The following is a 23,773-nucleotide window of genomic DNA, read 5'->3' as shown; positions in this document are numbered from 1 at the left end:
GGAGACCACCTCGTCGAAGATCAGCGGAATATCGAGTTCGCTACACTGCCTGCGCAATTCGGCCAGGAAGTCGCTGTGCAACGCGACCACGGAGGCGCTTGGCGTCCAGTTCCTTGGCCTCCTCGGCGCCGCCGATGAGACGCGCTCGCACACCGAGGGATTCGAGCCCGTCCTGAAGATCGCGCACCGATTCCTGACCGGCGCACACGATCACGTTGTCGACCTCGAGCACCCGCCTGCCGTCTCGGTTCGAACCGAAACTGATGTGTAGGCCGCGATCGTCGATCCGCTCGTAATTGACCCCGCCGATCTGCTCGACGCCTTTCGCCTCCAGGGTGGCGCGATGGATCCAACCGGTCGACTTGCCGAGACTCAGCCCGAACGGTCCCGACTTCCGTTGCAGCAGTGTCACTTCCCGCACAGCGGGAATGTGCCTGCGCGCAGTCAACTGTCCTGGCGCGCGATGGTCGTTGGTGACACCCCATTCGTGCCGCCACTGGTCGAGTTCCAGTGCGGCCGGACCGTCGACGGCGAGGAATTCGCTGACGTCGAAACCGATTCCACCCGCGCCGATGACGGCGACACGCGTGCCGACGGCTCGCTCCTGTCGGATCAACTCCGGATAGGACAGGACCATCGGGTGGTCGATTCCGGGGATATCGGGCACACGAGGTCGCACACCGGTCGCCACGACGACCTCGTCCCAGCCGCCACCGGCCAACTGCTCGGCGGTGACGGGGGTGTTCAAATGCACCGTGACAGCGTTCAATTCGAGTTTGCGGCGGAAGTACCGGATCGACTCGTTGAACTCCTCCTTGCCCGGGATGCGCCGGGCAAGGTCGAACTGGCCGCCGATGGTGTCGGACGCCTCGAAGAGTTCGACGTGATGACCGCGCTCGGCGAGCCCGATCGCGGCCGACAACCCCGCCGGGCCCGCGCCGACGACGGCGACGCGTTTGGCGTGCCGGGTGGGCAGCAACTGCAGCAGTGTTTCGTGACAGGCCCGCGGATTCACCAGGCAGGAAACGGTTTGGCGAGTGAAGGTGTGGTCGAGGCAGGCCTGGTTGCAGGCGATGCAGGTGTTGATCTCGTCCACCCGGGACTCGGCGGCCTTGTTCACCCATTCCGGATCGGCCAGCATCGGGCGGGCCAGCGAGATGAGATCGGCTTGGCCCCGCTCCAGGATCTCCTCGGCGACCTCGGGCATGTTGATGCGGTTCGAGGCGCAGACCGGAATCGACACGTGGGTCTTGAGTTCGGCGGTATATCCCACGAACGCGGCCCGCGGCACCGAGGTGGCGATCGTCGGCACCCGCGATTCGTGCCAACCGATATCGGTGTTGATGACGTCGACCCCGGCGGCCTCCAACTCCTTGGCCAGCGCGATGATCTCCTCGAAGGTCTGCCCGTCCTCGACGAATTCGGCCATGGACAGCCGGAACATGAGGAGGAAGTCTTCGCCCATCGCGGCCCGGGTCCGCGCCGCGATCTCAACCGGGAACCGCCGCCGGTTCTCGGCGGAGCCACCCCAGCGGTCGGTGCGGTGATTGGTTCGCGGCGCGAGGAATTGATTGATCAGGAAGCCCTCGCCGCCCATCAATTCGATGCCGTCATAACCTGCTACCTTCGCGAGCTGGGCGCAACGCACGTGGTCGGCGATCGTCGATTCGATGCCCTCTTCGGTCATGGCCTTCGGCTCGAACGCAGTGAGCGGGGACGCCACCGCCGAGGCCGATACATTGATCGGGATATTCGAATCGCGCCCACCGTGCACGATCTGCAACGCGATCTTGGCCCCCGCCTCGTGCACCGCGTCCGTGATGACCCGGTGGCGTTGCGCGTCGCCCTCGGTGATCATCGCACAGGCGAAGGGCCACAGCCATCCTTCGCGGTTCGGTGAATATCCGCCGGTGACGATCAAGCCGACGCCGCCACGGGCCCGTTCGGCGAAAAACGCGGCCAGCCGGTCGATATGCCAATCCCGGTCCTCGAGCCCGGTGTGCATCGAACCCATCACCACACGATTGCGCAGCGTGACCCGCCCTACCCGGAGTGGTGACAACAAGCGCGGAAAAGCTGAACTCATGTGTGGAACCTAATGACTGCTCCGCACCCCCGCAACCGGGGTTGACCAGCCATCGGTTCCGCGGGTGAGATCGATGACCGGGTGATGAGCGCTCGGTGCTCACGCTGGATCAGCGGGTGCGACAGGCTCGATCGAGCGCGCTCCCGGCCCCGGTCGGAATGCCACGTCACGAGGGGAGTCGATGTGATGACCGGCGGCGCAGACGAGTTGGATACCGACCTCGGCCTCGCATTCTCGGTGTAGCGAGGTCACCGGCGGCCCCTCCGGATCCGCCAGGTAGCGGTCGCCCCATTGACGAATCGCCACCACTATCGGAAACACATCGAATCCCATTGGGGTGAGCCGGTATTCGTGGCGCTTGCGCTCGCCGGGTTCCTGATACGGCCGGCGGACAAGCAAACCCACCTCGCAGAGCCCGGCCAGGCGATTGGTCAACACCTGTCTCGGCACGCCCGCATGCTCGCGGATCTGGTCGAAACGCCGGATGCCGTTGAAGATTTCGCGCAGTACCACCACTGTCCAGCGTTCGCCGAGGATCTCCATAGCACGGGAGACCGTGTCGTTCTCGGTGGACCAGTCCATGGCGGGTGGGTGCGGCTGTGTCATGGCAGCAGTCTAGATGCTGGATCTTATTGACAGACTCAGCTGTCGCTGCGAGGCTGCATCCATGTTTCGAACTCAGGTGGAACGTCCTGGTGCGGACCCACAACGCAATCCGTGGCCAGCGCTGATCGCGATGGTCGTCGGGTTCTTCCTGACAACCGCCGACATGATGATCGTCCTGGTGATCAATCCGGTACTCCTGCGTGCACTGGATGCCAGTGTGGCGCAGGTGATCTGGGTGACCAGCGCCTATCTGCTCGCCTTCGCGGTGCCGCTGCTGGCCTGCGGTCGTCTCGGTGATCGCTTCGGCCCCAAGTACATCTACCTCGCCGGGCTGGCGATATTCACGCTCGCCTCGCTGTGGTGCGGGCTGTCGCAGTCCATCGGCGTATTGATAGCCGCGCGCGTGGTGCAGGGGTTCGGCGCGGCGCTGATGACACCGCAGACCATGGCCGTGATCAGACGCACCTTCCCGGCTGAGAAGCGGGGCGCGGCAATGTCGCTGTGGGGTGCGGTGGCGGGACTGGCCCTGCTGGTCGGACCGATCCTCGGCGGCACGCTGTCGGATGCGTTCGGGTGGCGGTGGATCTTCTTCATCAATATCCCGATCGGGGTAGTCGGTCTTGTGCTCGGTCTGCGGTTGGTGCCGGCGCTGCCGACCAACCCGCACCGCTTCGATATCCCCGGCGTACTGCTGAGCGCCGTCGGCATGTTTCTGCTGGTGTACGGCCTGCAGGAGAGCGATATCCGGAACTGGGACACCCTCATCTGGATTTTGATCGCCGCCGGGTTGGTGGTCCTGGCGATCTTCGTGGTGACCCAGCTGCGCGGTGGCAGTGAACCGCTGCTGCCGCTGACGTTGTTCCGCGACCGCAACTTTGCGCTCGGCAACATCGCGATCGTCTCCACCGGCGCCACCGCGACGGCCGCCATGGTCCCGCTGTACTTCTACCTCGAAGTGGTGCGCGGGCTGTCCCCGACCCGGGCGGCGCTGGTTTTCGCGCCGATGGCCGCCATGATGCTGGTTTTCGCGCCGGTGGTCGGCAAGTTCGGTGACAAGGCGCATCCTCGGTTATTCCCCCTGGTGGGTTTCACGCTCTACGCGGTGACGATTGTCGCGATGTCGATCCTCATCCCCCGAGAGGCGCCGATCGCGTGGTTCGTCGCGGTCGGGGCGGTCAGCGGCTTCGCCAACGCGTGCACCTGGGCGCCGCTGGCGGCGACGACCACCCGCAACCTCCCCGCCCACCAAGCCGGCGCCGGGTCCGGGGTGTACAACGCGATGCGCCAGATCGGTTCGACGATCGGCAGTGCCGCGATCGCCGCGACGATCACCGCGCGTATGTCCGCGCACGGTCTGGGGAGAGGCAAGATCGGGAAAGGGAGCATGGGAGCCGACATCATCCCCGACGCCGTCAAGGACCCACTCAGTTCGGCATTGAGCCAGGCCATGTATCTGCCCGTCGGATTCCTCGTGGCCGGCATCGTCGCGGCGCTGCTGTTCGAATCGGCGACATCACCTCGTCACGATGCCGCCGAGACGGTGCCGACCGAACCATCGCGGCCCGCCGATGCGGTCGCGGTCGTGACGGCCGACGCGGGCTGACTGTTCGTGGTCGGCCGAGCCGTGGGACCTGGGCTGTTCGTTGGCCTGTATCCCGGTTGGTGTGCCGCAGGTGTCGCCGTCACGACCCGCAGAGGTAGTGCGCGGTCGTGACGGAGAAGACCTCGGGAAGCGCCGCCCGGACCCCGATGTTGTCGATCATGTGGAGTCGCGGCTCTTCGAGTCGGCTCTCGGCGGCCGTTGGTCGTCGGGGTTGTCCGGGTCGGGGTCGCCGAACCACCGTGACGGCGTGTGCTCGCCATATGCGTCGTGCCAGTCCCACCATTCGTAGGGTGGGGTCTGCGGGTAGCCCCCCGGTGAGTCCTCCCACTGCTCCTGGCGTCCCAGCGCGGTCATGTCGAGGTAGCTCCACGTGGTCCCCAATGCCTCGTCGCCGCGATTGTTGATGAAGTAGGTACGGAAGACGCGCTCGCCGTCGTGAATGAATGCATTCGTGCCGTGCCATTCGTCCACGCCGAAGTCGGCGTCGAAGTCGTCGGTGATCGAGTACCACGGCATTTCCCAGCCCATCCGGGCCTTCAACCGCTCGATGTCCTGCTGCGGCGCGGGGGAGGCGTACACGAGGGTGGTATCGCGGGTGTTCAGGTGGGCAAGGTTGGGTACGTGATCGGCCATCATGGAGCAGCCGCGACAGGCATGGTCGGGCCAGCCGTCCACGCCGGGCTCGAAGAAGGCGCGGTAGACGATCAGCTGACGCCGGCCCTGGAACAGGTCGAGCAGACTCGCCCTGCCCTCGGGTCCCTCGAATGCGTACTCCTTGTCCACGGCCTGCCATGGCATCCGCCGTCGCAAGGCGGCCAGCGCGTCACGTGCGCGGGTCAGCTCCTTCTCCTTCACGAGCAGCTGCTGCCACGCTGCCTGCCACTCCTGCGGCGAGACGATCGGCGGTGTGTTCATTGTGCGATGCCCTTCCCGTCTGTTGGTCGTTCAGCCCAGTGGTGATATGCCCGCGGAGGTGAGCGTGTTCGTGTGGTGGACCGGGTGTTCAGCGGTCGCGATTTCGAGAACCGACTTGCCCACCTGCTCCGGGGTGAGGGCGGGTCCCAAGGACCGCACGAACGTGTCGGCGTCGACTCCTTGCCGCTCGGCATAGGCCGCCACCGCCGCCGCCCCCAGATCGGTGGCGGGCGTCAGCTGGGGGAGGACGGAGACGAACCTGATCCCCAGTTCGGCCCGTTCCGACTCAATGGCGGCATAGCTCGTAATGAACCTGACGGTGGCCTTCGCTCCGGCGTAGCCGCCGCTCAGCGGCGACCCGTTGATCGCGGCGCCGCTGGAGATCGCGATCACCGAGCTGCCGCGCGCCAGCGGGCGCCGCAGCGCTTCGCGAATCCAGTGGAACGCCTGCGCTACGTCGACATTCCAGTTCTGGCTGAAGGTCTCCCACGTCTGATCCTGGACGGGGCTCATCCGCGGAGTGGCCCCCGCGCACAGGACCACCGTGCGCGGGCGATGCTCGTCGAGGAGTCGCCTGGCCGTTGCGGGATCGGCGGCGTCCGCGGCCACCGCGGTGAAGCTGCCGCCGAGTTCGTCGCGCAACGTATCGAGCTGCGCGCTGGTCCGGGCGACGCCGACGACGTGTGCACCGGCAGCAGACAGCGCCCTGGCGATACCGCGCCCGAATCCGCGGCCGGCTCCGGTCACGATCGCCGTCGTGCCTTCGAGGCTGCTGTGCTCGAATGTGCTGTGCTCGAATATCTCGTTCACGGTCGTACTCGCTTTCGTTGGTGATGTGCTCGAGGCCCCCACTAATTCAGATACGTCGCGGCGCCGCGATTCATCGGTGCGGCGCCGACCAATCGGTCTGGTTGCCGGTGTACTTTCTCGGCGATCGGCGGCGAGCCAACCGATGAATTTCCATCGCCGGACGTGTCTGTACTGGTAGGGGCGCCAATCCTCATCACGCCGAGACCTAGGAGTACGACCATGCCGGTCCAGGAGGATTTCATCGAGTTGGCGGCGCCGTTCCGTGCCGAACTGATTGCGCATTGTTATCGCATGCTCGGCTCGGTGCACGACGCCGAGGATCTTGTCCAGGAGACGTACCTGCGTGGCTGGCGCGGCTATCCGGCGTTCGAGGAACGCGCAGCGCTGCGCACCTGGCTGTACCGCATCGCGACGAGCGCGTGCCTGCGCGCATTGGAGAACCGCGCCCGCCGGGTGCTGCCGGCTGGACTGGGCGCCGGCTCGATCGACCCAGATGCGGGTCTGGACGGCGACGCCGGTGCGCACCGATGGATGCAGCCGCTGCCGGACGCGCTGACACCGGAATCGGCACTTGTCGCCAGGGAAAGCGTCCGGCTGGCGGTGGTGACGGCCATGCAGGAGCTGCCCGCGCGTCAGCGGGCCGTGTTGATCCTGCGCGACGTCGCGCAGTTCAGTGCCGCCGAGGTGGCGGAAGTGCTCCACACCACCTCCGCCGCGGTCAACAGCGCCCTGCAGCGTGCACGCGCCCATCTCGCCGAGGTGGCCCCCACCGACGAAAACGTGACCGAACCGGAAGACGCCGAACGCCGTGACCTGCTCGACCGCTACTGCGCGGCATTCGAGAACGCCGACCTCACAGCCCTCACCGAGCTACTGGCGGCCGACGTCAGGCTCGAAATGCCGCCGGTGCCGGTGTGGTTCACCGGACGCGATGCGGTGACTCGGTTCCTCGCCAAACGTGCCTTCGCCAAGCCTGGCGATCTCATGGTGATCCCGACCGCCGCGAACGGACAACCCGCTGTCGCCGAATACCGTCGGGGCGCAGGCGGCATCCTGCAAGCCCATTCGATACATGTGATCACCACCGGCGCCAACGGGGTCGCCGCTATCACCGTCTTTCTCGAACCAACGCTGTTCGCCGCGTTCGGCATGCCACTGACCGATCCTCCCTGCGCCACCGCAGAGAGATCGTGGTGATGCCCAGCGAGCCGACCAGTGGTCGCCGTAGTATCGGCCGAATTTCGGGCGGATATGGCGTAGTGGGCTGGTAGGGAACGGGTTTCGCGTTCGGCGAAGTTCGGCCAGGCGGAGCGGCGCATGCGCCAGGACCTGGCCGAGCGCGGCAAATCCGGAGAGGACCGCCAAGCCCTGCTGGACGAGCTCTTGGCCATCGTCATCGATCCGCAGATCGCCGACGAGGACTTCGAGACGGCCACAGCAGACGACGGAACCGCTGTCCGTGGTCGTCCCAACAGGGCGCCCGCTCATTCCCTTTGAGTCGATGGGCGGTTGAGAATGGCGAGCAGACGGTAGCGGGGAATCAGGCGTCGGGGAGGACAAGCTCGGCGTTCACGCCGTCACCGAGCAAGAAGTACCCGAGGAAGGTGACGCCGTCCGCCTGTGCATCGAAGCGTGCGATGCGTATGCCCTCGGGTTCGTAGAACACGTCGCCGGGTTCGAGCACGGTTTCCGGTTGTCCCTCGATCTGATAGATGACCGACCCGGTCTCGATGCTGCCGAAGACCGGCCCGTTGTGGATGTGCAGCCCTGCGGCGTATCCGGGTGCGATGGTGATCCGCCGGATCTCGACACGCTGGGTGGCCAGCGGCTGCGGCAGTTGCTGGTCCATCACGATCACACGGCTCAGCGGCGGGGCCGGGTCAGCCTGGTCTCCGTCCGGGGCGTGGTATTCAGCGTCTGTCACAGCCTGCGCGAACTCCGCCATACTCCCGTCCACCGGAAGTTCCTCGATGGCCACATGCGTCATCGAGTTGCCGGGAGTCGCTCCGTGCCAATGCCATTCGCCGGCCTCGATCCGCACGGTGTCGCCGATGCGGATGGTCTCGACAGGTCCCCCGCGGCGTTGCACGAGCCCCGCACCGTCGGTCACCACGAGCACCTGCCCGACTGGGTGACGGTGCCAGCGCGTGCGGGCACCAGGGGCGAACCGGACGCTGTCGACCTGCGTCCGCGACAGGCCGTCGGGGACGGCGAGTTCTTCGACGCGCGCGTCACCGGTGATGAACGCGGATGAAGCGGGTACGGCGGTGTGAGGAGCGTGGGATATGCGCATTGCTTGTCGTATTTCCTTGATCTCGTGCGGTTTTCGACACTCAGTGGACGGCGTGGGCGGTGAGCAACGCGAGGATTCCCTCGACCGCCTGCTCGAAAGGCGTTTCGCTGTCGGCGGCCCGGGCCAGGACGTACCCGCCCTGCAGCACGGCGACGATCGCCGCCGCGGTGGCGGCCGGGTCCAGGGTCGGACTCAGCTCGTCGGCGTCGATGCCCTCGGTCAGCACGCCTGCCAGGCGGGTGCACAGCCAGGTCAGGGTCTCCTCGACCGGCTCGCGGAGGGCCGGTGCGACCATCACGTCCGGATCTTGAGTCAGCCCACCGATCGGGCAGCCCTTGAGGATGTCGCGCTCGCGGCGCAGATAGGCCGAAATACGTTGAAGCGCAGTGCCCGGACCGGAAAGTTGCGCGTCCACACCGGCACGCAGCTCCGCGGCCGTCCGATCGATCGCGGCACGCGCCAGTTCCTCCTTGCCGGCGAAGTGGTGGTACATGCTGCCCTGGCCGGCTCCGGCCCGCTGCTGAATCGCTTTCGGGCTGGTCCCAACATATCCCCGCTCCCACAGCAGTGCCCGTGCGCTCTCGATGAGGTTGTCCCTCGTGCTCATGCAGGAAACTATACATACTAGTAGGTACAGAGCGAGTGTTTACCGAGGGGCATCGTGTGCCTATCGCGCGTTCGGCGGCTTGCCGGAGGCGTTCTCTTTACCCGGATAACGGCCCGTTATCCGGGATAACATCGGAATCGGCCTGCGGCGATGCCGTCGCGACGACACGAAGCGACCCCGTTATCCGAGGCAAGGCGGAGACGTGTCATCGATGGCCGCGAGCGTGACCCGCATCCGCACCCCGCCGGCGCGCACCCCGTGCTCGTCCGCCGAGGCGTTCCTGGACACCATCGGGCCTGCGCCGCTACGTCAAACCATCTCCCCAGGCGATGCGCGAACTAACCAACCTCATCGGCCCCGGAGCCTCCCGCACCCACTGACCAGCGGTTACGCATATCCGCCCGATACTACGGCGACCCCGACCACGCTCGCCGACCTCGGCGTTATCGGCCGCGTAGTGGGCGGAGTCCGGTGAATGCTTGCAATGTATTTGTGCCGCTGGAGGTTTCGGTAGAGCTGAGCGAGGCTGGCCGACCCTCGGACAGATGCGTGTTCTCCCGGATCATCGAGGTTCGACCGAAAGCCTGTGGCGGAATATGTTTTTGGGGTCCCACTCTGCTTTGATGTGCTGGAGCCGTGTGTAGTTGTCTCCGTAGTAGAGGGCGTGCCAGGGTGCGGTCGACCTATTCCATACGGGGTCCGCGAGGTCAGGATCCGGGTAGTTGATGTAGCTGCCGCCGTTTCGGTCGTCGGGGACCGGGGCGCCGGTGTCGGCGTAGATACTTCCGTAGGTGGTTCGTGCCCAGGAGATGAACCGGTCGTCGTCGCTGGGATCTCGCCAGGTGGCATGGATGAGCATCTTCATGAATGAATCTCGGGCGGGCATCGCGGTGGCGTCGGGTGCGGTGGCGTTGATCGCGCCGCCGAATGGTGAAAACTCCACGAAGGATTCACCGTTCACGGTCAGGCCGACGAGCGCGCGGTAGAGGATTCGTAGCTGCTCGGGTGAATACGGTTGGCGCAGCATGGCGGCCTTGATCTTGACCCGAGCCGGGTTTGTCGGGGCCGCGTAGTACTGCTCGATGCTGTCGGCATAGCTGAGCCGGGTGGGTGGCAGCAACACGGGTGCGGGCGTGACCCCGTCGGTGACTGTGGTGAGGAATTCGTCGAGTTGGGACTGGGCGTCGCGGGGCTCTCCGTAGGAGAAGATCAGTAGGTCGGCGAAGCCTTCGATGAGTGGCCGGAAGATGAGCCGCGCGTACAATCCGGCGAATCGGTTCGCGGGTTCGCGATATCGGGAGTGGAAGTCGAGGTAGTTGCCGAGAAACCGCACGAAGGATTCCTCGGTGACCATCGGCATCGGCAGCAACAGCCGCCCGACGAGCACACCGTCGGGCCGGCGTGGGAGCGCAAGCGCCGGATCGGTCCCGTCGGAATCCGGTGAGCGCAACAGAAATCGGGATACCACGCCGAAATTGCCGCCGCCGCCACCGGTGTTGGCCCACCACAGATCTCGATGCGGGCCATCTTTCGTCGCGACTATCAGCGAGGACTCTCCCCGTGCGTCGACTGTAACGATCTCCACCCCGTACAAGTGGTCGGCGACCAGACCGTACTGCCTCGACAAAGGTCCGTAGCCCCCGCCGCTGATGTGCCCGCCCACACCGACGGCCCGGCATATGCCGCCGGGAATTGTCACACCCCACCGAGACAGCCCACGGTAGACGGAGTCCAGATCCGCGCCCGCACCGACTGAGAACGCCTTGTACTGGTCGTCCCAACCGACAGTGTTCAGCCGCTGAAGATCGATCAGACTTCGTGTGTCGGTACTGTCGACGAAATCGTCGAAGCAGTGCCCACCCGAGCGGATCGCGATCCGCAGATCATCCCGCACCGACCGCGCCACCGCCTCCTGCAACTCGCCAGTGCCCGACGGGATGTGAATCCGCTTCGGTTGCGCCACGAATCGCCGGTTGTATCCCCGCAGGGTCAGCCGCTGATAATCCAGCTCACCGGGCGCCACCGCTTGCGGTTCGGCGTGCGCCGCGAACACACCGGTCGCACTCGCGGCAGCGCCCAACGTGGCCGCTGCCATAAACCCTCGACGTGACAACGACATCCGATATTCTCCAAAGAATCTTGTCAAAGCGAAAACCCCGATGTGATCCACACCTGCGACCACTGCCGCACGACCCGGATCCGCACCGATGTTGCGGCCAGAGCAATCGCGTTGCGCTACAGGTAATCGAAAGTGCGCAGCCGCCAGGACCCTTGGATACGGCCCGCCAGCACTCCGGTGTGCAGCATCCACAGTCCAGACGGAACCCATCTGCGCATGAACACGAAAGCTGGGTTACAAAACAGCACGACCGCGAGAGTTATCAATGTTCCGCGCAACGGATAGGGCGGGCAGCCGTTCGGTCGATGTTTGGCATACACGTCGACTTGAGAGCGGCCATAGTTGACGGACTGATGCCAAGCCTCCCGCAGTGTCGTCCGCAGCCGATAAGCAACCATGGCGCCCGGTGCGTGCCCGAGCGTCATCCCGGCCTCCTGAATCGACCACGACATGTCGAGGTCGTCACCGTAGACCATCGCCTCGTCGAATCCACCAACCTTCTCGAAGGTGGTCCGCCACATGCTCATGTTGTTGCCGTGCATCCAGTACAAATAGTGTGAGGGGAAGCGTTCCTCCGGTGGCGGCGATGGTCGCCATTTGGCCACCTTCGGGCTGTTCAAGGAGACGACCTCGATCGGACCGCCGACCGCGTCGTAGTCCGCGGCAGTCTCGACCAGTGCGCTCAGCCATCCCGGATAGACCCGATCGTCCTGATCGGTGAAAGCCAGGAAATCGCCACCTGCGGCTACCGCGCCGACATTGCGGGCGTGCGGCGCGCCAGCGCGATCGGAACTGTCGACACGGCGCAAACGCAGCCGCTCGGCCAGCGGGTGTCCTTCGAGATGCCCAGGCAAACCATCGGTGGAGCCGTTGTCGCTGATGATCACCTCGAATGGCCCCGAATAGTCTTGTGCGGCAAGACTTTCCAGCTGCTCGTCGAGCAACGGGAGACCATTGAACACAGCAATGACCACAGAAACCAGCTCAGGCTTCTTCACCGGCACGAGTTCGTGCTCCAACACTCGATCTCTCCTAATCTTGATCAAGGGCCGGTCAAACACTGTCGAGCTCAGCCGCTTCGAAAATTACTGCCTCCCCATCGTTGGGAAGATCAATGCGGGGATGCGGTACAGGGCGGAATTGCGCCCGGGAAGAGTGCGGAACTGCGGAAACTGAGCACGAAGCAAGCGGTCTTTATTACTGGGCAGGATTTCGGAGGGGAAAACTGCCGCGCTGCCGGTCCTGGTCGATGATCGGATCCACCAATGAACTGGACGGGGGGGTGCTTGACTGCCGAACCGCTACCTCGGCCCCCGGCTGATCCACTCGAGGCCCCTCCCGCAAGATCGGCAGTCGCGCCGGCGGGATCGACGGGAAACCGCTCGAGCTGGTGGTTCGAGACACCGCGGCTGATCCACAGAGGGCCGCGGCGGCCGTGGATGAATTGGCTCGCCTGGGCGTGGCTGCCCTGGCGGGGGAGTATCACAGCGTCGTCGCCCGCGCCGCTGCCGCCAGGGCCGACGCTCTCGGCGTGCCGTTCCTCTGCTCGTCAGCGGTTCTCGACGCGCTCACCGAACAGCCAACGGAATGGATCGCGCGCCTGGCCCCGGCGCAATCCCACGGCTGGCAGATCTACGCACACTTCCTCCTCAGTGCGGGCCACAGTCGAATCGCCGTAGCAGCGGAGTCGAGTGCCTACTGGGTATCTGGGGCCCGCATTCTGCGGGACTACCTCGCGCCACGGGGGGCACCGTCATCGAACTCGACATGCGCGTGCTCGCCCCTACGGCCGTGTGCGACGAACTCGTCGACAATCGCGTGACAGCCCTGCTTCTTCTGGTCGGCCACCCGGAGCCGGCAGTGTCGATCGTGAAGTCTGTCCGCCGCGACCAGCGCCTCGCCGAGATCATGATCGGTGCTCCGGCCGGGCAACCCGAGTTCGCCGAATGGGCGAGGTTGCTGGGCGACGACAGCGCAGCGATCCCGTTCTTGCGCTACCTACCTCAGCGCCTCAGTCCACTCGGTGCACGCGTCGAGGCGGCCCTTCGCGAGCGGCTAGCCGAAGCGCCCTCTTTCGTCGCCTTCGAGGGCTACGACACGGTCACTGTCCTCGCCGATGTGCTGCGTTCTCACGGCGCGGACCGGGCGCGCACTGCCGAATTCTGGCCGCGCGCTGCAGTCGAAGGCACCCGCGGGCCGATCCGGTTCTCCCGCGCGCCAGGCATCAGCGTTTGGCAATGGGCTTGGACGCCCATCCAAGTCGTTGATCGAGATCCGGCTGAGCCCAACCGCTTTCGGGTCCTTCACGCCAGCTGAGAGCGCGGAGGTCCGGAAGCTGTCAAACCCGGTGAGACCGGTCAGGCCACGAATTCTCCGACCGAAGCGGTCGACGTGGTCGCCGAACTGCTGACCGAGGGACTGGAACGGCAACGGCTGTACGACCGCATGGCGCAGCTGCTTCCGCAGTTCGTGGAGTACCAGACGGCCACCGATCGAGTCATCCCGGTGGTGGTTCTCGCTCGCACGCACCCCGCCGTGCGCCGCGATCGGAACGGGAGACACTGAATCCGCCGGTGAGTCCGGCGACGGCCTTCGGCGCGTTAAGAAATAGCAAGCAGCACAAAGATTTCCGTGATGCCTCAGGCCGCTTGATCCCGAGGCATCACCGTATCGACGTTGGACTCCCGGACAGTTCCCTCGTCTACCCCGCGGTTGCGGGCGTAGCCGTCGCTGGTGGTCAGGTGGTCACATTTTGCAAATTCCGAAGAGTCGTTGCCTGGCAAACAAATCCCGCGCGGACAGCGGCGCGTGAGAATGTGACCGCTGTGTGGCGTGGTTCTGACGGCGCTCCATGGCGCGGGGGTGCGAGACGCGCGAGCCCTCCACTCGTCCGCGCAACCCCGCTGCGCGGGGGCGGCACCTGAGCGCAGGCCTGGGCTTGTCGTGCCGGGGTGATCTTGCCCGAGGGTGAGCACGATGGCGCCCGGTCGGTCGCTCACGTGGTCGGCGGTATGGCTCCTGCTACGGCGGTCTTCGCCCGGATCAGCTCGTCGCGCAGCTCGGTTTGGGATCGATCCTCGGTCAACGATGCCTCGAAGGTGAGCGTTTGACCGCCGGCATCAGGAAGATTCGCTCGAGACAGGTCTCGTGGGGTCGGCGGCGGCAGGTCCGCTCGGTATTGCCTTGGTGTCATCCCGAACCATCGTCGGCATGAGCGGTTGAGGGTGCTCTGTTCGGCGTAGCCGAGCAGGCCCGCGATCTGGCTGAGGTGCAACCCCGGTTCGGCAAGGTATTTCGCCGCTTGGTTGCGGCGTACCCGCTCGATGAGCTCCTGACAGCTCAGGCCCTCGTCGGCCAGGCGTCGTTGCAGCGTCCGCGGATGCATCGCCAGTTCGTCGGCGATGACCTCGGCGCTGCACTGACCGGTGGGCAGCAGCTTACGGGCCAGCTCGGCTACGCGTTCGGACAGCGCCGCACTGCTCGGAACGTACTGGGCCTCCATGTACTTCGTGGCGATGCGCCTGGTCTCGGCGTCCGCGCCCTGGATACGCCGGTCTGCCAATTCCAGGGGCAGCTCGAACCCGCACCACGGCTGCCCGAAGAGCACGGTGCAACCCAGCGCTTCTTGATAGGCAGCGTCCGAGCCCAGCTGGCCGTGCACGAATGAAACCGAGCTGGGGCGCGCGTCCGGTCCGCCGAGGAGGCGAATCATGCGAACGGCGTCAGCCATGCTCAGCTCATACCCCTGGGGTATCTCCAGGGGAGGCGGCTCGGTGATCTCGTAGGTGAACCCGACGTCGGCCTCCGTAGTGCGCGCGACCGTCAGCTTCATCGCCGGAGAATGGACGTGTAGGTAGCGCGCGATCGACTCCAGTCCACCGAGCACGGTCTGAGCATTCCGCGCGATCACCGCGATGGGTCCGAGGATGTGCAGGCCCTGCCAGCGTGCCAGGCGAAGCCCGAAGTCCGGACAATCCAGGTCGGCAGCGCTCGCCTCGAGCAGGCGAACGGTCGCCTGGAAGGAGACGAACGCGTCCTCCTGGTACTCGACGCCCGGCTGGATGTGGAAGCGCGACAAGAAAGGCTCCGGGTCAGCGCCGAGCTCCTTTACCAGCTCGCGGTACCCCAACAGGGCTGCGGCACGGATCACTGTGTCCATGCGACCACCTCCTTGTGTCGGGAAATGATAAAAATCTGTCGGGAACTGTCAAGATCTGTGACGTGGCGCACAGTCATCCTCTTTCTACAGCGTCTTGTGAACACAGCACGCAGAAGCCAGAGGAAGCCATGAACGCACAACATTTCGACGTCTTGATCATTGGTGCCGGCCTGTCCGGCATCGGCACGGCCTCGCAGGTGGCGGCTGCCTTCCCCGATAAGACCATCGCCGTGCTGGAGCGACGCGAGCGGCTGGGCGGCACCTGGGACCTGTTTCGTTACCCCGGCATTCGTTCGGACTCCGACATGTACACCTTCGGATACAAGTTCCGTCCGTGGCGCGACCTGACGGTACTCGCCGACGGCGGGTCGATCCGGGCGTACATAGCGGACACCGCCAGGCAGTTCGGCATCGACGAGAAGATTCACTACGGCCTGAAGGTCGTCACCGCGGACTGGTCGACACCCGAGTCCCGCTGGACCGTGACCACCCTGGACGAGGCGACCGGGCAGACGCGCATCTTCACCTGCGGCTACCTCGTCAGCTGCACCGGCTACTACAACTATGACGCGGGCTACCTCCCGGCCTTCCCCGGCGTGGAGCGATTCGACGGCCGGTGTATCCACCCCCAGCACTGGCCGGAAGATCTGGACTACTCCGGCAAGAAGGTCGTTGTGATCGGCAGTGGCGCCACCGCCGTCACCCTGGTGCCGGCGATGGCTCGCGACGCCGAGCACGTGACCATGTTGCAGCGCTCCCCGTCGTATGTCTTCTCGCTGCCCGCCTTCGACCGAATCTCCCAGGTGCTGGGTCGCTTCCTCCCGCAGGACTGGGTGTACGCGATGGGTCGCAAACGGAACATCGTCATCCAACGTCAGCTCTACCGGGCCTGCCGTCGCTGGCCCCGGCAGATGCGCCGGTTCCTGCTCTGGCAGGTGCGACGCAATCTCGGCGACTCGGTCGACATGAGCCACTTCACGCCCAGCTACCTACCGTGGGACCAGCGGCTGTGCGCGGTGCCCGACGGCGATCTGTTCCGGGTGCTCGCGTCGGACGATGCCTCGATCGTCACGGATCGGATCGATACCTTCACCGAGCAGGGCATCCTGCTGCAATCCGGACGGGAACTGGAGGCCGACATCATCGTCACCGCCACCGGTCTCGACATCCAGATGCTGGGCGGGATGGCGCTCTCCGTGGACGGTGAGCCGCACGAGCTGCACGACCGGATGACGTACAAGGGTTTGCTCGTGGAGAGCATTCCCAATCTGGCCTGGGTCTTCGGGTACACCAACGCCCCATGGACGCTGAAGTCCGACATCGCAGGCGCCTACCTGTGTCGCCTGTTCAAGCACATGGACGATCACGGCCACACCGTGGCGACACCCCGCGATATCGAGAACTCCGCGACGGACGACGGCATTTTGGACTCGCTGGAGTCCGGCTACGTACAACGCGCGAAGAACACACTGCCGCGTCAAGGATCCAAGCCGCCGTGGAAAGTTCTGATGAACTACGAGCAGGACTCCAAGATGCTCCTCGACGACCCCATCAACGACGGCCTCCTTCGGTTCGAAGCCCCCGCGCTGAAAGGTGCGATGGCATGAGCACGCCGACCTACATCCCGCTCGACGGTCGACGCATTCGCGTGCGAATCGACGGCGATCCCGACCGACCGCCAGTCCTGTTGCTGCATGGAATCGGCCGCAGCCTCGAAGATTGGGCACCACAGTTCCATCGACTGGCCCGAACTCACCGAGTCATCGCCCTCGACGTTCCCGGGTTCGGCTTCTCGGACCGTCCTCGGGAACGCATCACGCTGCCGGTGCTCGCCCGCGGGGTCGCGGAAACGCTCACCGCCCTCGGTGAGCAGCGGCGCGTGCATATCATCGGAAACTCGCTCGGCGGTGCCGTGGCCATGCAACTGCTCGCCCTCGAGCCGGCACGGGTGGCAAGCCTGGTGCTGGTCAACAGTGCGGGATTCGGCTCGCAGGTCGCCATGGCGCTGCGGCTGCTGGCCGTGCCCGGCATCGGGTACCTGGCGACTCGGCACACCACCCGCCTCGCGGCGGAAATGAACGAGCGCCTGATCTTCGCCGACAAGTCCCTGGTCACGAAGGAGCGGATCGACCACGCCCTCGCCATCGCCGAGCAGCCCGACCCCGCCGACGTGATGTACGAGACCGCCCGTGCGCTGGCGACCGGCCGGGGAGTCAGGCGCGAATGGCGGACCGAGCTGATCGCGGCCATCGCGAAGCATCCTCGACCGACTCTGGCCGTCTGGGGAGACCTCGACCGCGTCCTACCCGCGCACCACCTGGTCACCGCACGCCAGCTGCTGCCGCACGCCGAAACCCACCTGTTCACCGGCATTGGCCACATGCCGCAGATCGAGTGCCCCGATAAGTTCGCCCAGCTCGTACTGGCCTTTCTCGCCGGCGCCGCAACGGCCGGGAGCCGAACAACGCGGGTCGGTCTCGGTCGCGCCGATGCGCCGTCCTGATGAGCGGAGAACTCCTGACCTGAAGTTCGCCGACGGCGACACCGTCGTCGGGGAGCGCGGCGCCGCTGTCAACGACGATCGGGCCTCGACGCCGAACAGCGGCCGGCCCTGGGTCGCGGATCCATATCGAGAGCGGCCTCGATGTCATCGGGCTCGCCTGCGGCCGCGAAGCGCTTGCAGCAATCGAATCAAGAAAATCAATCAGAGGAGACATCCATGTCAACGCTCGACAAGATCACCGTGCTCGGCGGCGGAGTTCTCGGCGGACAGATCGCCTGGCATTCGGCCTTCATGGGTAAAACTGTTGTCGTCTACGACATTTCGGAAGAAGCACTCGACCTCTGCCGCGCAGCTCACGGCCAGTACGCGGCTATCTATCTCGCCGAGATCGGCGCGTCGGTGCAGGATGTGGCCGATGCCCAGGCCCGGCTCACCTACACCACCGATCTGGTGCCGGCAGTGGCCGGCCAGGACCTCGTGATCGAAGCGGTCCCCGAGATCCCGGAGGTCAAGACGAAGGTGTACGCCGAGATGGCGGGCCTGCTGGACGCCCACACACTCATCGCGACGAACTCCTCGACGCTGCTGCCTCGCGACTTCGCCGAGGCCACCGGCCGTCCGGACAAGTACTGCGCGCTGCACTTCGCGAACCTGATCTGGGCGTTGAACGTCGCCGAGGTCATGGCTCATCCCGGTACGGCTGCCGACACCCTGACGCAGATCACGGAATTCGCCATCGAGATCGGCATGGTTCCCATTCCGGTGCACCGGGAGCAGCATGGATACGTACTCAACACCTGGGTGGTCCCGCTCTTGAACGCCGCCCAAACACTCGTCACCAACGGTGTCTCCACGCCGGAGGACGTCGACCGAACCTACATGATCGTCAACCGGGGCGCCCCACGCGGCCCCATGGGCACACTCGATGTGATCGGTATGAAGACCGCCTACGACGTGCTCGCCTACTGGGGAGTGCACAATGACGACCAGCAGATGCTCGCCAACGCCGCCTATCTGCAGGCGAACTTCGTCGACCAGGGCAAGCTCGGACTGCAGTCCGGGCAGGGTTACTACAGTTATCCGGAACCCGCCTACGCCGATCCCGACTTCCTTTCGGTACCACAGATATCGAGTGCTTCCGACATCGCGGCACGCGCAATGCTCACTTAGCTGGATCGCGGCGAGTCCGAGCTGGACTGGTCCCGGAATGGCCCAGTCCGGCACCGCAGTTCGCGGATTACGCCATACGGCTGCGGCACCTGCTGGGCCCGGATACCCACGTACTCGAGCAGCAGACGCGGTACTGGCGCACCATGCTCGACGGCGTGCCGGAACCCGCGACGCTCCCGGACCCATCATCCACTGTTCCAGGTCATGGTGACCTACCTGCGTGGATTCGATATCGGCACGGCCCCAGACGGATTGGCGATCCAGCCTCGACCGGTAGCGGTGCGCCGGACCCCGTTCGAGCTATTGCTGAATCTGCGGGAGGAACACCACGCCGACGGGGAATGCGCCGGAATCCGCGGTGAGCTGGTTTACGCTGCTGAGCTTTTCGACCAATCGACGGTCGAGTCCGTCATCGCCGCCATGACCAATGCGCTGGCGGCGATATGCGCCGAACCCGACGCACCTGTCCGCTGACACGGCGGCCCCTATTGCTCCGACAGTTGCCGGGTCGCCTGCCGCTGGTGGTCGGCAGCTTCGAAGAGGAGTCGGCGATCGCGGCCAGTTCCCGGTCGTCGTAGCGGGTGACCAGATCCATCGAGGCCGTCGCGTAGCAGTCACACAGCCGATTTCGGCGCCGATACGAATGTGACGTTGCCGGATCGGTAACCGGATCGTGGCTGGTTCACGTTCATGCCTCGCTGTGCGCGGCGAGTGCGGGCTCGGTCTGTTCGGTGGCGCGGTGGATGCCGCGCAGGAGCAGGACGGCGGCGGCCACCACCACTGGCGCTGGGGTGGGCTCGACGATGAGGGCGCACACGCCACCCCACGCCAGCACCATCCACGCCAGGAAGGCCGGCGGGACGATGCCGCGCCGATCCATCCACACCACGAGCATGCCGACGATCAGCAGCGGCCAGCCGAACCCTGCCGGGTTGCTCCAAAAAGCGTGGGCCGGCAGGGTGTCCTCCGCCCAGTGTCCCCACAGCTGCAGCGATAGCCAGTCCTTGAAGTAGGCATGGCTGAGCAATAATCCGGTGGCGAGATGCCCGGCACCGATGAACGCGATGATGCGTCCAGACCATGCGATCATTTGATTCACACTCCTATTCTCTTGCTGCGGGTGCCGTAACCGCTTGTGCTGCAACAGATCAACGGCTTCGGCACTGCCATCGGCGACCTGGTGCCGCTGCCGCTGCGTCCTCAATGGCGACACCGCCCTACCCGGGCGGTCCCCGGGCTCTGGACGGGTTGCGCGGCCAACTCTCGACTCAGCGCTGTGGGACATTTGCTGGCTCCGGTGGGGTCGGCGGTGCCGAGTCGTCGCTCGAGGTCCGTATGTTCGGCCGGGGTCGGGGTGGCGCGCTCAGCGCGGTGAGAGCGACGAGCAGGCCGAGGGAGAGCGGCCCGGCCGGCGTCAGGTCGTGCCCGAGTCCGAATGCCATCGCGCAGGCCCATGACACCATCAGGGCCGCCGCCAGGATGGCGACGTATCGGACGACGAAACGGCCCGCCGCCGGGGGAGCCCGCAGTGACCACACCACGGCCGCCGGAACCGAGATGAACAGCACGCAGCTGAACAGCCACATCGCGTACAGCGCCTGCTTCGGCGAGGACAAGGTATCGCTGGTCAGCAGCGCGGCCGGCCAGCCCTGAAAGGTGGCCAAGGCGGTGTGGAGGATCGCATTGAGTGCTCCGACGATCGTGGCGACCCACAGCAGCACCCGCCGCCCGGAGCGAGGGCGGACCGGTGGTTGTGGCTCTTCGGCCGACCGGGATGGCCGGGCCAGCAAGGCCAGGCCCGCTACAGCAGCGTGGAGCATCCATTGCGGCAACGACCGCAGCCCGGACGCGCCGTCGGCCCAGACACCGGCCGCCGCGTACAGCAGTGCCTGCGTGCCGTTCAACAGCGCGATATAGCCCAGTGCCGGCCTGGTCACGGGCGCTGGCTTGCGTGATAGCAGCAGCAGGACGACCGGGTAGGTCCAGGCGATCGCCGACATGCCATGCCACATCATCCGTAACCCCTGTTGGGCCTCGGCGGTGGCGTTGCCGGCCATCAGCGCGCCGATCGTGGGAGTTGCCTGCACGAAGGTGTGCAGCACGGCGGTGATCGTCGCGACGGCCGCAGCGGTCCACAGCGCCCACGGCCGCGCGATGGTCACCGTGACGCTCATGTCCGGCGCCATGGTCGTTGCCGAGTTGTTCATCTCGGCTCACCTTCTGGCGTGGATATGCCGTCGCGGCGGTCGGACCGCCCGGAAGCCGAGCTGGGCTCGGGCACGGGGTGGGTGTGTCGGCGGGTTCCGGCCAACAGCAGGATGTTGGCGAGCAGCAGAATCGGCCAAGGCGTGGTCACGAGGACCACGGCGCCGACCAAGGTCCAGGCCCCCAGCGTCCAGGCGATGAAGGTGGGTGGGGTGACGCCCCGGCGGTCCAGCCACAGCACAATCAGGCCGACCACGACGAGCGGCGGCCCGAAGCTGTAGAGGCTGAGCCAGTACGCGCTGCCTGCCGGACTCATCGCGGCGAGGTCCTCACCCCACAACCCGCCGCTGAACCACGTCCCGGCGTGCTGCGCGGCCTTTTCCAGAGTCAGGGCGAGGAGCGTGTGCGCGGCTGCGAACAGCGTGATGAGCCAACCGGCCCACTTGATCATTTACTTTCTCCGTTCTCGTCACGGGGCGCTGTGGCCCGTCCCGGCTGATATACGGCACCGTATAACATGGAGGTTAGACTAGTTATACGGTGGCGTATAGAACTGAGAGATGTGAAAGGAGTCATGTCATGGGTGTGGCCCGCACGCCGCGCGAGGCGTGGATCGAGCAAGGCTTGCGGACACTGGCCGCCAGCGGCGAGCAGGCGGTCCGCATCGAGGTGCTGGCCAAGGCGCTCGGCGTGACCAAAGGTGGGTTCTATGGCTACTTCGCCGACCGCGACGCGCTGCTGGCCGCGATGCTGGACACGTGGGAGCGTGAGAGCATCGACGAGGTGCTCGAGGCCGTGCAACGCGAGGACGACTCACGCGACAAGATCGCACTGGCCGGCCGATTGACCCTGTCCAGCGATCGTCTGCTGGGGGTCGACCTGGCGATCCGCAACTGGGCCCGCCGCGACGAGGCGGTCGCCGCGCGGCTGCGCCGGGTCGACAACCAGCGCATGAAACTGGCCCGCGAGATGATCGGCACCTTCTGCTCCGACCCCGACGAAATCGAGGCCCGTAGCCTACTCGCGTTCTGCCTGGCCATCGGAAACCAATTCCTCGCCGCCGACCACAACGGCCGTACCCGCGACGAGGTCCGCGCCCGCGCATCAGCGATCGTGCTGAACCGCCCTCCGAGCCCGACACCGTAGGGATCGGAGCCAGTTCGTAAGACTTCCACTACCGGGGAGAACCGCAGAAAGGTCGAAGAGATGACAGACACCGAGATGTCGCACGGCAAAGGCTCTGAAGTACACACGATCTTCGAAAAGATCGCCGGGTACTACGACCGGATGAACCTCGTTATGACGCTCGGCCGTCATACGCGCTGGTGTCGCGAAGTGGCCACGCGTGCCGCACCACCCGCAGGCGGACAGCTATTGGACCTAGCCACCGGGACAGGTGCGATCGCCTTGGCGGCGGCACAGATATATCCCACTGTCGCCGTGACGGGTGTCGACTTTTCCGAGGCGATGTTGGCTCGTGCGCGGATCAAATCCGGGGCCGGCACGGTTCGGTGGCAGCAGGCCGATGCGACCCGTCTGCCGTTCGACGACGAGTCCTTCGACGCAATTACCGAAGGCTATCTGCTCCGCAACGTCGAAGACCTGGCCGGAGTACTTCGCGAACAGTACCGAATCCTCGCGCCCGGCGGCCGGATCGTCATCCTCGAAACCTGCCCTCCCAGTGGCCCGATGAAGCCGATACTCACGTGGGGAATGCGCACGATCGTTCCCTTGCTGGGGCAAACGGTCGCTCGCGACCGATCGTCGTATACCTATCTCGAATCCAGCACCCTCGGCTTCACCTCACCTCAACACGTGGCAGATGTCCTGGGGGAACTGGGCTTTCAGAACATAGGCTGGAGCAAGAAATTCTTCGGCACCAATGTCATCCTGTGGGCCACCAAGGCAAGTCGATGAGGCTATCGCGGCCTGGTCACAGCTTTTTTGGATCGGGTGCAGCAGAGCGCGAGCTGCGGCTGGCGTGAGGGCGGCGGCAACCTAGCGTATGTCGCTGTCCTGCAACTTCCTTGACGCCGATGGCGCTGTTGGCGCGCGACCGGATCGGCCGCCCGGGTCTGAGCAGCTCGCGTTCAGGGATCGCCCCACCACTTTACCGGTGGTTGTCGGCGGGTTGATCAATAACAGTGGAGCCATGAGCGACAACCGAATCGAAGACCGCTGGGCGATCAGCGAGTTGATGACAGGCTGGATCCATCGGGACAAGGAGCAGTGGGACGAGCTGGCCGGCTTGTTCCATGAAGACGCCACGCTGAGGATCCTGTGGTTCGCCGGCTCTGCCCACGACTTCATCGACGCCGCCCGTCGTATGGGGCACGGGCCGCTGCGTAGCAAGCACTTTATCGGCGCTCCCACCATCCGCTTCGCCGGCGATGGCGCGTTCGTCGAGACCAACGCGATCCTCCTCGCGGAACTCGCTGGTGCGGGGATCGGCGCGACCATCCACAACCGATTCCTCGACCGTGTGAGCCGACGTGATGGGATCTGGCGCATCGATCATCGTGACTCCGTCTACGACATGGGCGGATTCACCTACCCGTTCGGTGTCGCAGGTGCCCCGGACATCGACGCGGAGTCGCTTTCCGGTCGTCATCCTCGGGAGTACGCGGCGCTGGCCTACCTGCTCGAAACCGCCGGGCACCCGGTGATCGGCACCTACCCGACTCGCTTCAGCGAGCA

The 23,773-nt window shown here is 65.5% G+C and carries 24 protein-coding genes and 1 pseudogene; 13 read left to right on the top strand and 12 right to left on the bottom strand.

Going from position 1 to position 23,773, the window contains the following annotated elements:
* Positions 1-40: 40 nt before the first annotated feature.
* Both ACWEO2_RS43060 and ACWEO2_RS43055 read right to left on the bottom strand, forming a co-directional pair.
* Complete coding sequence (locus ACWEO2_RS43060) at positions 41-2,086, bottom strand: oxidoreductase (RefSeq protein ID WP_452410660.1); 2,046 nt, start codon at positions 2,084-2,086, stop codon at positions 41-43.
* 99 nt (positions 2,087-2,185) lie between these two features.
* Positions 2,186-2,692: a winged helix-turn-helix transcriptional regulator gene (locus ACWEO2_RS43055; protein ID WP_452410659.1), complete on the bottom strand. Its 507-nt coding sequence runs from the start codon at positions 2,690-2,692 to the stop codon at positions 2,186-2,188.
* A 61-nt stretch (positions 2,693-2,753) separates the two neighbouring features.
* Between ACWEO2_RS43055 and ACWEO2_RS43050 the strand changes: the two genes are divergently transcribed.
* A complete protein-coding gene (locus tag ACWEO2_RS43050) occupies positions 2,754-4,295 on the top strand; it encodes a DHA2 family efflux MFS transporter permease subunit (protein ID WP_452410658.1) in 1,542 nt (513 codons plus the stop codon).
* Positions 4,296-4,451: 156 nt separating this feature from the next.
* Here the strand turns inward: ACWEO2_RS43050 and ACWEO2_RS43045 are convergent, their stop codons facing one another.
* Both ACWEO2_RS43045 and ACWEO2_RS43040 read right to left on the bottom strand, forming a co-directional pair.
* Entirely contained in the window at positions 4,452-5,210 is a 759-nt protein-coding gene (locus ACWEO2_RS43045; RefSeq protein WP_452410657.1) for a DUF899 domain-containing protein, read from the bottom strand.
* A 30-nt stretch (positions 5,211-5,240) separates the two neighbouring features.
* Entirely contained in the window at positions 5,241-6,011 is a 771-nt protein-coding gene (locus ACWEO2_RS43040; protein ID WP_452410661.1) for an SDR family oxidoreductase, read from the bottom strand.
* 228 nt (positions 6,012-6,239) lie between these two features.
* Between ACWEO2_RS43040 and ACWEO2_RS43035 the strand changes: the two genes are divergently transcribed.
* Both ACWEO2_RS43035 and ACWEO2_RS43030 read left to right on the top strand, forming a co-directional pair.
* A complete protein-coding gene (locus tag ACWEO2_RS43035) occupies positions 6,240-7,217 on the top strand; it encodes a sigma-70 family RNA polymerase sigma factor (RefSeq protein ID WP_452410656.1) in 978 nt (325 codons plus the stop codon).
* 120 nt (positions 7,218-7,337) lie between these two features.
* Positions 7,338-7,517, top strand: a complete 180-nt coding sequence (locus ACWEO2_RS43030; protein ID WP_452410655.1) for a hypothetical protein — start codon at positions 7,338-7,340, stop codon at positions 7,515-7,517.
* A gap of 43 nt (positions 7,518-7,560) precedes the next feature.
* On the opposite strand, the gene ACWEO2_RS43025 is transcribed toward ACWEO2_RS43030, so the two are convergent.
* The 4 genes from ACWEO2_RS43025 to ACWEO2_RS43010 all read right to left on the bottom strand — a co-directional run bounded on the left by ACWEO2_RS43025 (position 7,561) and on the right by ACWEO2_RS43010 (position 12,061).
* Positions 7,561-8,313 carry a cupin domain-containing protein gene (locus tag ACWEO2_RS43025; protein ID WP_452410654.1) on the bottom strand — a complete coding sequence of 251 codons (753 nt, stop codon included), beginning with the start codon at positions 8,311-8,313 and terminating at the stop codon, positions 7,561-7,563.
* 40 nt (positions 8,314-8,353) lie between these two features.
* A complete protein-coding gene (locus ACWEO2_RS43020) occupies positions 8,354-8,920 on the bottom strand; it encodes a TetR/AcrR family transcriptional regulator (protein ID WP_452410653.1) in 567 nt (188 codons plus the stop codon).
* A 562-nt stretch (positions 8,921-9,482) separates the two neighbouring features.
* The gene (locus tag ACWEO2_RS43015; RefSeq protein WP_452410652.1) at positions 9,483-11,039 is read right to left on the bottom strand and encodes an FAD-binding protein; all 1,557 of its coding nucleotides are present in this window, start codon (positions 11,037-11,039) and stop codon (positions 9,483-9,485) included.
* Positions 11,040-11,155: 116 nt separating this feature from the next.
* Positions 11,156-12,061, bottom strand: coding sequence for a glycosyltransferase (locus ACWEO2_RS43010; protein ID WP_452410651.1), 906 nt, complete (start codon positions 12,059-12,061; stop codon positions 11,156-11,158).
* A gap of 368 nt (positions 12,062-12,429) precedes the next feature.
* Between ACWEO2_RS43010 and ACWEO2_RS43005 the strand changes: the two genes are divergently transcribed.
* The 3 genes from ACWEO2_RS43005 (at position 12,430) to ACWEO2_RS42995 (ending at position 13,604) form a co-directional block, all read left to right on the top strand.
* Positions 12,430-12,861: an ABC transporter substrate-binding protein gene (locus tag ACWEO2_RS43005; RefSeq protein WP_452410650.1), complete on the top strand. Its 432-nt coding sequence runs from the start codon at positions 12,430-12,432 to the stop codon at positions 12,859-12,861.
* Positions 12,807-13,355, top strand: a complete 549-nt coding sequence (locus tag ACWEO2_RS43000) for an ABC transporter substrate-binding protein (protein ID WP_452410649.1) — start codon at positions 12,807-12,809, stop codon at positions 13,353-13,355. Before ACWEO2_RS43005 ends, ACWEO2_RS43000 begins: the two co-directional genes overlap by 55 nt.
* Positions 13,356-13,430: 75 nt before the next feature.
* Positions 13,431-13,604 (top strand): nitroreductase/quinone reductase family protein, encoded by a 174-nt coding sequence (locus ACWEO2_RS42995; RefSeq protein ID WP_452410648.1) that lies wholly within the window; start codon positions 13,431-13,433, stop codon positions 13,602-13,604.
* 604 nt (positions 13,605-14,208) lie between these two features.
* Here the strand turns inward: ACWEO2_RS42995 and ACWEO2_RS42990 are convergent.
* Positions 14,209-15,198: pseudogene (locus ACWEO2_RS42990) on the bottom strand (AraC family transcriptional regulator); the annotation flags it as partial.
* A gap of 128 nt (positions 15,199-15,326) precedes the next feature.
* Between ACWEO2_RS42990 and ACWEO2_RS42985 the strand changes: the two are divergent.
* The 4 genes from ACWEO2_RS42985 to ACWEO2_RS42970 all read left to right on the top strand — a co-directional run bounded on the left by ACWEO2_RS42985 (position 15,327) and on the right by ACWEO2_RS42970 (position 19,345).
* Positions 15,327-16,805, top strand: a complete 1,479-nt coding sequence (locus tag ACWEO2_RS42985; protein ID WP_452410647.1) for a flavin-containing monooxygenase — start codon at positions 15,327-15,329, stop codon at positions 16,803-16,805.
* Positions 16,802-17,701, top strand: a complete 900-nt coding sequence (locus ACWEO2_RS42980; RefSeq protein WP_452410646.1) for an alpha/beta fold hydrolase — start codon at positions 16,802-16,804, stop codon at positions 17,699-17,701. The genes ACWEO2_RS42985 and ACWEO2_RS42980 overlap by 4 nt, the downstream gene beginning before the upstream one ends.
* Positions 17,702-17,917: 216 nt before the next feature.
* On the top strand, positions 17,918-18,871 hold the full coding sequence (locus ACWEO2_RS42975) for a 3-hydroxyacyl-CoA dehydrogenase (RefSeq protein WP_452410645.1): 954 nt from the start codon (positions 17,918-17,920) through the stop codon (positions 18,869-18,871).
* 204 nt (positions 18,872-19,075) lie between these two features.
* A complete protein-coding gene (locus tag ACWEO2_RS42970) occupies positions 19,076-19,345 on the top strand; it encodes a hypothetical protein (RefSeq protein WP_452410644.1) in 270 nt (89 codons plus the stop codon).
* 214 nt (positions 19,346-19,559) lie between these two features.
* Here ACWEO2_RS42970 and ACWEO2_RS42965 read toward each other — a convergent pair whose 3' ends face one another.
* From ACWEO2_RS42965 to ACWEO2_RS42955, 3 genes are all read right to left on the bottom strand, one after another.
* Entirely contained in the window at positions 19,560-19,961 is a 402-nt protein-coding gene (locus ACWEO2_RS42965) for a DUF6463 family protein (RefSeq protein ID WP_452410643.1), read from the bottom strand.
* A gap of 178 nt (positions 19,962-20,139) precedes the next feature.
* A complete protein-coding gene (locus ACWEO2_RS42960; protein WP_452410642.1) occupies positions 20,140-21,078 on the bottom strand; it encodes a hypothetical protein in 939 nt (312 codons plus the stop codon).
* Complete coding sequence (locus tag ACWEO2_RS42955) at positions 21,075-21,527, bottom strand: DUF6463 family protein (RefSeq protein WP_452410641.1); 453 nt, start codon at positions 21,525-21,527, stop codon at positions 21,075-21,077. The genes ACWEO2_RS42960 and ACWEO2_RS42955 overlap by 4 nt, the downstream gene beginning before the upstream one ends.
* Before the next feature lie 128 nt (positions 21,528-21,655).
* Between ACWEO2_RS42955 and ACWEO2_RS42950 the strand changes: the two genes are divergently transcribed.
* From ACWEO2_RS42950 to ACWEO2_RS42940, 3 genes are all read left to right on the top strand, one after another.
* Complete coding sequence (locus tag ACWEO2_RS42950; protein WP_452410640.1) at positions 21,656-22,222, top strand: TetR/AcrR family transcriptional regulator; 567 nt, start codon at positions 21,656-21,658, stop codon at positions 22,220-22,222.
* 60 nt (positions 22,223-22,282) lie between these two features.
* Entirely contained in the window at positions 22,283-22,993 is a 711-nt protein-coding gene (locus ACWEO2_RS42945; protein WP_452410639.1) for a ubiquinone/menaquinone biosynthesis methyltransferase, read from the top strand.
* A gap of 88 nt (positions 22,994-23,081) precedes the next feature.
* A partial coding sequence (locus ACWEO2_RS42940; RefSeq protein ID WP_452410638.1) for a nuclear transport factor 2 family protein occupies positions 23,082-23,773 on the top strand: 692 nt, incomplete at its 3' end.

It is taken from the genome of Nocardia sp. NPDC004278 (genome assembly GCF_053602975.1).
The sequence above is the reverse complement of the archived record's forward strand: the minus strand, read 5'-3'. Positions and strand labels throughout refer to the sequence as shown.

What these genes read in the sequence shown, in the direction of transcription:
- ACWEO2_RS43060 (WP_452410660.1), bottom strand. Translation starts at nt 2,086, where the DNA reads ATGAGTTCAGCTTTTCCGCGCTTGTTGTCACCACTCCGGGTAGGGCGG.
- ACWEO2_RS43055 (WP_452410659.1), bottom strand. Translation starts at nt 2,692, where the DNA reads ATGACACAGCCGCACCCACCCGCCATGGACTGGTCCACCGAGAACGAC.
- ACWEO2_RS43050 (WP_452410658.1), top strand. Translation starts at nt 2,754, where the DNA reads ATGTTTCGAACTCAGGTGGAACGTCCTGGTGCGGACCCACAACGCAAT.
- ACWEO2_RS43045 (WP_452410657.1), bottom strand. Translation starts at nt 5,210, where the DNA reads ATGAACACACCGCCGATCGTCTCGCCGCAGGAGTGGCAGGCAGCGTGG.
- ACWEO2_RS43035 (WP_452410656.1), top strand. Translation starts at nt 6,240, where the DNA reads ATGCCGGTCCAGGAGGATTTCATCGAGTTGGCGGCGCCGTTCCGTGCC.
- ACWEO2_RS43030 (WP_452410655.1), top strand. Translation starts at nt 7,338, where the DNA reads ATGCGCCAGGACCTGGCCGAGCGCGGCAAATCCGGAGAGGACCGCCAA.
- ACWEO2_RS43025 (WP_452410654.1), bottom strand. Translation starts at nt 8,313, where the DNA reads ATGCGCATATCCCACGCTCCTCACACCGCCGTACCCGCTTCATCCGCG.
- ACWEO2_RS43020 (WP_452410653.1), bottom strand. Translation starts at nt 8,920, where the DNA reads ATGAGCACGAGGGACAACCTCATCGAGAGCGCACGGGCACTGCTGTGG.
- ACWEO2_RS43015 (WP_452410652.1), bottom strand. Translation starts at nt 11,039, where the DNA reads ATGTCGTTGTCACGTCGAGGGTTTATGGCAGCGGCCACGTTGGGCGCT.
- ACWEO2_RS43000 (WP_452410649.1), top strand. Translation starts at nt 12,807, where the DNA reads ATGCGCGTGCTCGCCCCTACGGCCGTGTGCGACGAACTCGTCGACAAT.
- ACWEO2_RS42985 (WP_452410647.1), top strand. Translation starts at nt 15,327, where the DNA reads ATGAACGCACAACATTTCGACGTCTTGATCATTGGTGCCGGCCTGTCC.
- ACWEO2_RS42980 (WP_452410646.1), top strand. Translation starts at nt 16,802, where the DNA reads ATGAGCACGCCGACCTACATCCCGCTCGACGGTCGACGCATTCGCGTG.
- ACWEO2_RS42975 (WP_452410645.1), top strand. Translation starts at nt 17,918, where the DNA reads ATGTCAACGCTCGACAAGATCACCGTGCTCGGCGGCGGAGTTCTCGGC.
- ACWEO2_RS42970 (WP_452410644.1), top strand. Translation starts at nt 19,076, where the DNA reads ATGGTGACCTACCTGCGTGGATTCGATATCGGCACGGCCCCAGACGGA.
- ACWEO2_RS42965 (WP_452410643.1), bottom strand. Translation starts at nt 19,961, where the DNA reads ATGATCGCATGGTCTGGACGCATCATCGCGTTCATCGGTGCCGGGCAT.
- ACWEO2_RS42960 (WP_452410642.1), bottom strand. Translation starts at nt 21,078, where the DNA reads ATGAACAACTCGGCAACGACCATGGCGCCGGACATGAGCGTCACGGTG.
- ACWEO2_RS42955 (WP_452410641.1), bottom strand. Translation starts at nt 21,527, where the DNA reads ATGATCAAGTGGGCCGGTTGGCTCATCACGCTGTTCGCAGCCGCGCAC.
- ACWEO2_RS42950 (WP_452410640.1), top strand. Translation starts at nt 21,656, where the DNA reads ATGGGTGTGGCCCGCACGCCGCGCGAGGCGTGGATCGAGCAAGGCTTG.
- ACWEO2_RS42945 (WP_452410639.1), top strand. Translation starts at nt 22,283, where the DNA reads ATGACAGACACCGAGATGTCGCACGGCAAAGGCTCTGAAGTACACACG.